General features: G+C 64.3%; 8 protein-coding genes. 4 read left to right on the top strand and 4 right to left on the bottom strand.

All coding sequences use genetic code 11. The features are described from left to right. Together AC5RWX_RS25935 and AC5RWX_RS25930 are read left to right on the top strand one after the other, a co-directional pair. Positions 1–197: hypothetical protein (locus AC5RWX_RS25935; RefSeq protein ID WP_494099153.1), on the top strand; the 197-nt coding region annotated here is incomplete at its 5' end. 259 nt (positions 198–456) lie between these two features. Then, on the top strand, positions 457–636 hold the full coding sequence (locus AC5RWX_RS25930) for a hypothetical protein (protein WP_494099152.1): 180 nt from the start codon (positions 457–459) through the stop codon (positions 634–636). 29 nt (positions 637–665) lie between these two features. Here AC5RWX_RS25930 and xdhC read toward each other — a convergent pair whose 3' ends face one another. From xdhC to AC5RWX_RS25915, 3 genes are read right to left on the bottom strand one after another with little or no spacing between them, the layout of a single operon-like run. Then, positions 666–1469: a xanthine dehydrogenase accessory protein XdhC gene (xdhC, locus tag AC5RWX_RS25925; RefSeq protein WP_494099151.1), complete on the bottom strand. Its 804-nt coding sequence runs from the start codon at positions 1467–1469 to the stop codon at positions 666–668. 1 nt (position 1470) lies between these two features. Then, complete coding sequence (gene xdhB / locus AC5RWX_RS25920) at positions 1471–3873, bottom strand: xanthine dehydrogenase molybdopterin binding subunit (protein WP_494099150.1); 2403 nt, start codon at positions 3871–3873, stop codon at positions 1471–1473. Beyond that, a complete protein-coding gene (locus AC5RWX_RS25915) occupies positions 3870–5363 on the bottom strand; it encodes a xanthine dehydrogenase small subunit (RefSeq protein WP_494099149.1) in 1494 nt (497 codons plus the stop codon). The genes xdhB and AC5RWX_RS25915 overlap by 4 nt, the downstream gene beginning before the upstream one ends. A 222-nt stretch (positions 5364–5585) precedes the next feature. Here AC5RWX_RS25915 and AC5RWX_RS25910 point away from each other — a divergent pair, with 222 nt between their 5' ends. After that, positions 5586–6566 carry an aldo/keto reductase gene (locus AC5RWX_RS25910; RefSeq protein WP_494099148.1) on the top strand — a complete coding sequence of 327 codons (981 nt, stop codon included), beginning with the start codon at positions 5586–5588 and terminating at the stop codon, positions 6564–6566. A gap of 44 nt (positions 6567–6610) precedes the next feature. Next, on the top strand, positions 6611–7261 hold the full coding sequence (locus AC5RWX_RS25905) for a uracil-DNA glycosylase (protein ID WP_494099147.1): 651 nt from the start codon (positions 6611–6613) through the stop codon (positions 7259–7261). A 168-nt stretch (positions 7262–7429) separates the two neighbouring features. On the opposite strand, the gene aceE is transcribed toward AC5RWX_RS25905, so the two are convergent. Further along, a complete protein-coding gene (gene aceE, locus AC5RWX_RS25900) occupies positions 7430–10171 on the bottom strand; it encodes a pyruvate dehydrogenase (acetyl-transferring), homodimeric type (protein WP_494099146.1) in 2742 nt (913 codons plus the stop codon). Position 10172 lies beyond the last annotated feature (1 nt).

The following is a 10172-nucleotide window of genomic DNA, read 5'->3' as shown; positions in this document are numbered from 1 at the left end:
TCGCTGTCGCGGGTGATCTTGACGACCCGGACTTCGGCCTTTCCGTACTGGTTTTCGCCGAGGATGATTTTGCTGCTCATGGTCTGTTCCCAACTTCCGGTAAGTGGAACCTAGGTTCCATCACTGAAATTAAGCGCGCGTTTCAGGCGCGTTTCCGGTGGAGCCGACCCAACAAAAAAAGAGCCGGCATCCATTGATGCCAGCTCATTACGACCCTGCCTGCTGCTCCCAGGTTACGTGACATGCGCCACGAATTGACATCCAGCGTAGCCCAGCAAGGCGGTGGTGTACATCACAAAATGAAAAAACAATTTGTGACTGTTCTGAAGGGTGCGAGCTGGGGAGGCGGGGCTGGCATCCTTGACCTCGAGCTCGGCGCGTTCTAAGCTTTTCCACAAAGCAATAATACATTTCCAAAAGGTGGAAAGAGACAACCACGAATTCCAGGAGGACAAGATGGACCTGCAGGATAAAAGGGACGTGACGGAGTTTCCGGCACCGGGCCAGGAGCTGTACCATCCGTACGGCGGGACAGACCCCGACTTCTATATTCCGGCCGATTGTGACCGGACCGCCGGCGGCTTCTCACGCTGGTTGCGTGCACTCCCGGTCTTCGGACGCCAGCGCTCGGCGTGAGTCCACGAGCCCGCGCCCAAGAGGGCTTTCTACTGCTGGGTTGACGGAAGGACCCTGAGTAAGCCGGCCGCGGCACTGACAGCAATAACCGCGGGAGCTTTTCCGCCCACATCCGGCAAACCTATGGGGCACTGGATACGGTCAATGTCGGGTTCCGCAAATCCTTCCGCCACCAGCTTCTGCCGGAACCGCAGCCACTTGGCCCGTGAGCCGATCAGGCCCACACTGCCCAAGTTCCTGCGGCGCAGGGCCGCGTGACAAAGAAGGAAGTCTTCGGAGTGGTCGTGGCTCATGATAAAAACATGGGTGCCCGGAGGAAGATCGGCGATGAATGAGTCCGGGACCGGAGTATGCACGGGCCGCACGTCCGCAATACCCAAGGCAACGTCGGCAAGCCGGGCATGAGTGAGCTGTTCCCCGCGGCTGTCCACCAGGTACAGAGTCATGGGCAAACGCGACAGGATGCGCCCAAGTTCGTAGCCAACGTGCCCGACGCCGAAGATGGCCACGGTGGGAAGGGACAGGAAGGGTTCAAGCAGCACCCGCACCTTGCCTCCGCAGCACTGCCGCCCGTGCTCGGTGGTGGCATGCTCATTGAGTGAAAATTCGGTGGTTCGGGGTACGGAAATCCCACGGGTCATCATGTCCCTGGCCTGGTCCACCACTGTCGCCTCGAGGTTGCCGCCTCCGATGCTGCCCCACGTTGCATCCGCCGCCACCACCATCTTCGCGCCTGCCTCGCGGGGCGCATGGCCGTGCACCTCGGATACGGTGGCCAGGACGCCGGGCAAGCCTGCTGACCGCAAGTGCTGCAGGGCTTCGAGCCAGTCCATGTCAGAGCGCTGACGTTGCTACCGGCGGGCGGACGTCGTCGTCATGGCTTGTGGAGGCTGACGACGACGCCGAAGCCGGTGCAGTGATGCGTTCAAGTGCCCAGAACACTGCCTCGGGCGTGGCCGGGCTGGCCAGCTCGACGGACGTGCTGCCTGAACCGAACGCTGCAATCGCCTCCCGCAGCGCCTCCCGGACGCTAATGGCAAGCATAAGCGGCGGCTCACCTACCGCCTTGGAGCCGTAGACGACGCCGCTTTCAGTGGCCCTCTCGAAAAGGTGGACGTTGAATTGTTCGGGCATTTCCGAGAAGCTCGGCAGTTTATAGGTACTGGCGGACTGGGTGGCAATCCGTCCCCGTCCGGGGCCTTCGGACACGTCCCATCGCAGGTCTTCGAGGGTCAGCCACCCGGCCCCCTGGACGAAGCCGCCTTCAATCTGGCCGACGTCGATCAGCGGTGAAAGGCTGTCGCCGACGTCGTGCACGATGTCAGTCCGGAGTTGGCGGTAGCTACCCGTGAACCGGTCCACTTCCACTTCCGCAACGGCGGCCCCGTAGCTGAAGTATTTGAACGGCTCACCCTGCATGCGTGAGCTGTCCCAGTGCAGTCCCTCCGTCCGGTAGTAGCCGGCTGCCCAGAGCTGGACCCGCTGGAAGTACGCGTCACGTGCCACCTCGGCAAAGCTGAGGTGGCGGTCGTGGAAGCCGATTCCCGTGACTCTGCCGTCATCGAACCGGACATCGTCCGGGTGGATGTTGAACTTCCTGGCCGCCACTTCTGCGAGCCGGGAGCTGATCTGCTCACAGGCATTCTTCACAGCTCCACCGTTGAGATCGGCTCCGGAGCTTGCTGCGGTCGCGGAGGTGTTCGGCACCTTGTCAGTCCGCGTAGGGGCCAGCCGGATAAAGGAAAGCGGTACTCCCAAAGCGGTGGCAGCCACTTGGCGCATTTTGGTGTGGAGGCCCTGCCCCATTTCGGTGCCGCCGTGATTGATCAGCACAGACCCGTCCTTGTATACGTGCACCAGGGCGCCTGCCTGGTTGAATGCCGTGAGGTTGAAAGATATGCCGAACTTCACCGGGGTGATCCCGATGGCCCGCTTCGTATGAGGATGCGCAGCGTTGAACTCCGCAATGTCTGCCCTCCGACGTTCCACGTCGGCCCGGTCCAGCAGCGACTGCCAAATTGCGGTGAGGCGTTCGGCATGCCGGACAGGCTGCCCGTACGGTGTGGTCTGTCCGGGCTCGTAGAAATTACGACGGCGGAGCTCGGCTGGCTCCAGGCCCAGCATCGGCGCGCACCGGCCCAACAGGTCTTCGATCACCAGCATCCCCTGAGGGCCGCCGAAACCGCGGAACGCTGTTTGGGAGGTCTTGTTGGTTTTTGCGACCCTGCCGTGGACTTCGATGTTGGGAATAAAATACGCATTGTCGATATGGCACATTGCCCTCGCGAGGACAGGTTCGGAGAGATCCAGGCTCCAGCCGCCGTCGCTGGTGAGGGTGGCCTTCAGCGCCTCGAGCCGGCCATCGCCGTCGAATCCTGCTTCCCAGCATGCGTGGAACGGGTGGCGCTTGCCGGTCAGGGTGATGTCCTGCGTCCGGTTGAGGCGGAGGCGCACCGGGCGTCCGGTAAGGCTCGCTCCAAGCGCTGCGATGGCCGCGAACCCGTGCGGCTGCATCTCCTTGCCGCCAAACCCCCCGCCCATCCGGAGGCACTGCACCGTCACCTCGTGGTTGGCGAGGCCCAGCACGTGCGCCACAATTTCCTGCGTCTCGGACGGGTGTTGGGTGCTCGCCTGCACGAAGACCTGCCCACTTTCGTCGATGTACGCGAAGGACGCCTGCGTCTCGAGGTAGAAATGCTCCTGGCCGCCGAACTCGAACTCCCCGCTGAACCGATGCACGGAAGCTGCCAGGGCCCGGTCCGGGTTACCCCGGGAAAGTGTTGGCTGGTTGCCTTGGAAGCTGCCGGCCGTGATCGCCTCCGTGAGGGTCAGCAGCGAAGGCAAGGGTTCGTACTCGACCGCTACCGCCTCCGCGCCGAGCCGGGCCGCCTCCGTTGTTTCACCGAGGACCCAGCACACGGCGTGGCCGTAGTACATGACCTCACGGGGAAAGAGTGGTTCGTCATGCTTCACGCCGGCGTCGTTAACGCCCGGAACATCCGATGCCGTCAGCACCTTAACAACGCCGGGCACCCGGAGTGCGGGCTCGGTGTCCAGTGCCGTAAGCAGGGCATGGGCGTGCGGTGCCTGGACAGGCCACGCGTGCAGGACATTCCGGGAGCGGACAATCAGGTCGTCGGTATAAAGGGCTGTCCCGGTCACATGCGCGGCGGCGCTCTCGTGCGGAAGGGAGACACCCACAACGGGGTTGACGGGACGATCTGCCAGGGACTTCACTTTGCTGCCACCAAAGCCGGGGCGTTGCCGGCCTGGAACCTGAACAGGGCCTGCCGCAGCATGGCCTGCCGGTAGAGTGCGCTCGCCCGCATATCGTCGATCGGTGTTCCCTCGGCGGCCATAACGGACGCCGCAGCAGCCACGGTGTCCACAGTCCAGGGCCTGCCTGCCAGGGCTTCCTCGGTGGCGACGGCCCGGACCGGTGTTGCTGCCACACCGCCGAGCCCGATACGTGCCGACGTTACAACGCCGTCCGCCACCTGCAGTGCGATGGCAACGGAAACACTCGAAATGTCGTCGTAACGCCGCTTGGCGATCTTGTAGAACGCGGTGCTTTCGGCCAACGGCAACGGGATCCGCACTGCGCGCAGCAGTTCGTTGGGCTTCCTGACGCTCTGCCGGTAGCCCGTGAAGTACCCGGACAAAGGGACTTCGCGCTCGCCGTCAAGCGACGACAGGACAACCTTGGCGTCCAGGGCGAGCAAGACCGGAGCGGAATCGCCGATGGGTGATCCGGTTGCGAGGTTCCCACCGAATGTTGCGGCATTCCGGATCAGGCGGGACGCAAACTGGGGAAACAACTGGCCCAGCAGGGGCACGTGGCCGTTGAGGCCCTGTTCAACCTCGGAAAGTGTAAGGGCCGCCCCGATTTCGAGCTGGTCGGCGTCAAAGGCCAGCGTGCGCAGCTCCTCCAGCCGGTCGATCGCAAGTACCAGGGCTGGCCGGGAATGCCGGAGGTTCACCTCAACGCCGAGGTCGGTTGCTCCTGCTGCCAGTTTTGCATCGGGGTTTTCCTGCAACGCCTGGAGTGTTTCAGCCAGGGTTTTGGGGCGGAGGAACCCCGCGCCGCCGTCCACCCTGGTGTGCCTGGGGGGCGGGGCGGGCCGGTTTTGCCTGTCCAGTAACGGGTCTGCGGCCGGGGGAGTCGTGAGTGCGTAGGCTGCGTCCCTTATGGGCCGGTAGCCGGTGCAGCGGCAGAGGTTGCCGCTGAGCGAATGAAGGTCGAAGCCGTTTGGCCCGCATTCGTGGTCGGTGGCGTGCTCCTCGCCTACCGCACCGGTTCCGGTGTCCTTTTTGGCTTGATCAGGACTCCGGTCCGGACGGTAATACTCTGCCGCCATGGAGCAGATGAATCCAGGAGTGCAATATCCGCACTGGGAACCGCCCCGGTCTGCCATTTCACGCTGCACGGGATGAAGACCCGTGGCACCCGGCCTGTCTGTGATACCCAAGCCTTCAGCCGTGACGATCTCCTGGCCGTCGAATGCCAGTGCAGGAGGCAGGCATGAGTTAACGGATGTCCAGCGGCTCGCATGGGACCCGTCCGGCCGGGCCACCAGGACGGCACAGGCCCCGCATTCGCCCTCCGCGCAGCCTTCCTTTGCTCCCGTAAAGCCCTCCCCCCGCAGCCAGTCGAGGAGTCTCGTGTGGGGGCTGGTCCCGCTGCAGTCCCGCGCCCGCCCGTTGACGATAATCCCCATTCCGTCCATGCCTCACGCTCCCCGTACGAACCAGACCGACGCCCTTCAACCAAACCCTCTGGTTCCGGGAAAGGTACCCCGCGATCACTGCCAGATTATCCGTTATGTGTTTCGGTGTGATTAAGCTTACATGCGCGGTGGAAGGGGTTTTCCTGTGTCCGAATTGCTCGCCAGCCGTGACTGCCCCCGTAAAATTCCAGCGGCTGCCCGGCCACGCCATATAGTCAAGGGATGGAACAGCGGATTTTAGGCAAGACCGGACGGAAAGTGTCCATCGTGGGGCTGGGCACCTGGCAGCTGGGCGCGGACTGGGGCAACGTTGACCCGGCACAGGCGCAGGCCATCCTGGCCGCCTCCGTGGAGGCGGGCGTGAACTTCTTCGACACTGCAGACGTGTACGGCGACGGCAAGAGCGAGCAGGCCATCGGGAAGTTCCTCGCGGACAACCCCGGCCTGGACATCACGGTGGCCACCAAGATGGGCCGCCGCGTGGACCAGCAGCCGGAGAACTACACGCTGGCCAACTTCCGCCGGTGGGTGGACCGCTCGCGGAAGAACCTTGGCACAGACTCCCTGGACCTGGTCCAGCTGCACTGCCCGCCCACTGCGGTGTTCAGCAACGCCGAGGTCTATGACGCCCTGGACACCCTGGTGTCAGAGGGTGCCATCCGAAACTACGGCGTCAGCGTCGAACGCACCGACGAGGCGCTGGAAGCGATCAGCCACCCGGGCACCGCCTCCGTACAGATCATCCTCAACGCCTTCCGCCTCAAGCCCCTGGACGAGGTCCTTCCCGCGGCAAAGGCAGCAAACGTGGGGATCATCGCCCGCGTTCCGCTCGCCTCGGGGCTGCTCTCCGGCAAGTACTCCAAGGAGACCACCTTCGCGGAGAACGACCACCGGAACTATAACCGCAACGGCGACTCTTTCGACGTCGGCGAAACGTTCTCGGGGGTGGACTACGACCTGGGATTGAAGGCCGTCAAGGAATTCGAACAGCTCGTACCGGCCGGCGCCAGCACGGCGCAGGCCGCAATCGCCTGGATTGCAGCGCAGGACGGCGTCACCAGCGTGATCCCCGGCGCACGCAACGTAGAGCAGGCAACGGCCAATGCCGCCGCGGCCGGTCTCGCTGTTGGTGAAGACTTCGACGCCGGCGTCCGCTGGATCTACGACCACTACTTCCGCGAAGCCATCCACCCGCGCTGGTAAGGCGGCAGGACAGGTTCGCGCCGCCATACCGGACAGGCCGGTGAATGACAGCTTCTTCCGTCAGCACCTTCGTGGAGCGGCTCTCCGCCGTGCCTTCGGGTCCGGGGCTTAACAACTTCCTCGATCACAGCGAACGGGCCAATGCGCAGCGCCGGCGCAACCTGGAGCTCTACCTGACGGAGATGCTGGACCGCTCGCCCAAGGTGCTGCTGCTGGGCGAGGCGCCGGGCTTCCGTGGCATGAGGATCACCGGTGTTCCCTTCACCAACCGCACCATGTTCCAGGGCCCGGCCAACAGTTTTGGGTTGTTCGGTCCGGGAAAGGGTTACGCGTTGCCTCCCGAGGCGGCGGGAGTGGCAGCCGAGCCCACCGCCACCGTGATGTGGGAGGTCCTGGCGGAACTGGATTTCCTTCCCCTGCTGTGGAGTGCATGCCCCTGGCACACCCACGTGCCCGGGAATCCGCAGTCCAACCGCACGCCGAGGACAACTGAAGCGCGGCTTGGAACTCCGTTCTGGCAGGCGCTGGTTGAGGTTTTTGCCATCCACACCGTGGTGGCCGTGGGCAATGTGGCACATCGAAGCGTGCTTGCCAGCGACATGGACGTGCCGAAAGTCCGGCATCCATCCCATGGCGGGAGGTCCGGCTTCAAACGCGGACTGGAGGAGTTGCTGGCTGCAGGCGCGGCACGCTGATTCCTACCCCAGCAGGTGCAACTGGGCGGGGTATCCACGTCTTCTCCAAAAGCAGGGCCTTCGGTCCGCGTCCCGGCCTGTCCCGGCACCGGCGGCGAGGACAACCCCGGTCGTCCTGATCTGATCCGCGTTCCCCATAGCCTCACCCTAACCCGGGGCTGCGTCCCTTTAGGCGTCGCCGCCTGCCCCGCCGGTGGTCCCGGCGTTGACGTCGAGGAGTTTGTAACGGTCCATGGCGTACGACGGCGCGCCCTCCTCCACCTCGCCCCTCGCCGCGAGCATTTGCAGAGCTTTCACCACGATGGAGTGTGTGTCGTTTTTGAAGAAGCGGCGGGCTGCGGCGCGGGTGTCGGAGAAGCCGAAGCCGTCGGCGCCGAGGGTGGCGAATTCGTTGCGGATGAACTGGCGGATCTGGTCCGGTACGGCCTTCATGTAGTCGGAGACAGCGACGATGGGGCCGGTGGCTCCTTCGAGCTGCCGGGTGACGAAGGGGACGCGGGCGGGTTCGCCGGGGTTGAGGAAGGCTTCCTCTTCGGCGGCGAGACCGTCGCGGCGCAGCTCGTTCCAGGACGTGACGGACCAGACGTCTGCCGAGACACCCCAGTCATCGGCCAGCAGCTGCTGGGCCTCGAGCGCCCATGGCACCGACACGCCCGAGGCGAGGATCTGGGTCCTGGGACCGTCGATCTCTGCCGGGGCGAGCAGGTAGATGCCCTTGATGACACCCTCGACGTCCAGTTCCTCCGGTTCGGCGGGCTGGGTGATGGGCTCGTTGTACACCGTGAGGTAGTACATGAGGTTCCGGTCTTCCGAGTTGGGCCCGTACATGCGTTCGAGGCCGTCGCGGATGATGTGGCCCATTTCGTAGCCGTAGGCGGGGTCGTAGGTGACTACTGCGGGGTTGGTGGAGGCGAGGAGGGGGGAGTGTCCGTCGGCGTGCTGGAGGCCTTCGCCGGTGAGGGTGGTCCGTCCTGCGGTGGCGCCGATGATGAAGCCGCGGGCCATCTGGTCTGCTGCTGCCCAGAAGGCGTCGCCGGTGCGCTGGAAGCCGAACATGGAGTAGAACACGTAGACCGGGACCAGGGGCACGCCGTGGGTGGCGTACGCGGTTCCGGCGGCGGTGAACGCTGCCACGGCGCCGGCTTCGTTGATCCCGGGGTGGATCAGCTGCCCGGCCGGGGACTCCTTGTAGGCCAGAACCAGGTCCCGGTCCACCGACAGGTAGTTCTGCCCGCCCGGGTTGTAGATCTTCGCCGTGGGGAAGAACGCATCCATACCGAAAGTCCGTGATTCGTCCGGCACGATGGGCACAATCCGGTGGCCGAACTTCTTGTCGCGGAGCAGGTCTTTGAGGAGCCGGACAAAGGCCATGGTGGTGGCGGCCTGTTGCTTGCCAGTGCCCCGCTTGGCGACGTCAAACGTGTTGGCCTCGGGCAGCTCAACGGCCTGGTGGTCTGGCCGGCGTTCGGGGACGGCTCCGCCAAGTGCCCTGCGCCGCTCGTGGAGATAAACAATTTCCGGTGCATCATGGCCGGGATGGAAATACGGCGGGCTGTAAGGGTCCTCCTCCAGCCGGGCATCGGAAATCGGAATCCGAAGGTAGTCCCTGAATTCCTTGAGGTCATCGAGGGTGAGTTTTTTCATTTGGTGGGTCGCGTTGCGGCCCTCGAAGTGGGGTCCGAGTCCGTAGCCCTTGACGGTTTTGGCGAGGATTACGGTGGGTTTGCCCTTGAATTCGGTGGCTGCCTTGTACGCGGCGTAGACCTTGCGGTAGTCGTGGCCGCCGCGTTTGAGGTTCCAGATCTGGTCATCGGTCAGGTCCGCGACGAGGTCCTTGGTGGCCGGGTCCTTGCCGAAGAAGTGTTCGCGGACGAACCCGCCGGATTCGGCCTTGTAGGTCTGGTAGTCCCCGTCGGGGGTTTCGTTCATGATCTTCACCAGGGACCCGTCGGTGTCGCGGGAGAGCAGGTCATCCCATTCCCGGCCCCAGACGACCTTGATCACGTTCCAGCCCGCGCCGCGGAAGAACGCTTCGAGTTCCTGCATGATTTTGCCGTTGCCGCGGACCGGGCCGTCCAGGCGCTGGAGGTTGCAGTTGATGACGAAGTTCAGGTTGTCCAGGTTCTCGTTCGCGGCGAGCTGGAGCAGGCCGCGGGACTCGGGCTCGTCCATTTCCCCGTCACCCAGGAACGCCCAGACCTGCTGGTCCGAGGTGTCTTTCAGGCCCCGGTTGTGCAGGTAGCGGTTGGACTGGGCCTGGTAGATCGCGTTCATCGGCCCGATGCCCATCGAGACCGTGGGGAATTCCCAGAAGTGCGGCATCAGGCGCGGGTGCGGGTAGGAGGACAGGGCGTGGCCCTGCCGGGACTTTTCCTGCCGGAACCCGTCCAGGTCCTCCTCCGAAAGCCGGCCTTCCATAAACGCGCGGGCGTACATGCCGGGGGAGGCGTGGCCCTGGAAGAAGACCTGGTCCCCGCCCCCGGGGTGGTCCTTGCCCCGGAAGAAATGGTTGAAGCCCACCTCGTACAGGGTCGCGGCCCCGGCGTAGGTGGAGATGTGCCCACCCACACCGATGTTCGGCCGCTGGGACCGGTGCACCATCACCGCGGCGTTCCACCGCATGTACGCCCGGTACCGGCGCTCGAACTCCTCGTTGCCCGGGAACGCAGCTTCCTGGTCCACCGGGATGGTGTTCACGTAATCGGTGGTGGTCACCATCGGCACCCCGACGCTCTGCGCACCGGCACGCTGCAGCAGGCTGCGCATGATGTATTGGGCACGCTCGGTACCCTGTTCCCTGATCAACGAATCCAGGGACTCAACCCACTCGGCGGTCTCTTCCGGATCACGATCAGGCAGCTGGTTAGTCAACCCGCTGAGGATATGGGAGGTATCTTCTCCTGCAGCCACG

Source organism: Arthrobacter sp. SPT-J7, from assembly GCF_059089965.1.
This window is presented reverse-complemented; position numbering and strand designations above follow the sequence as displayed.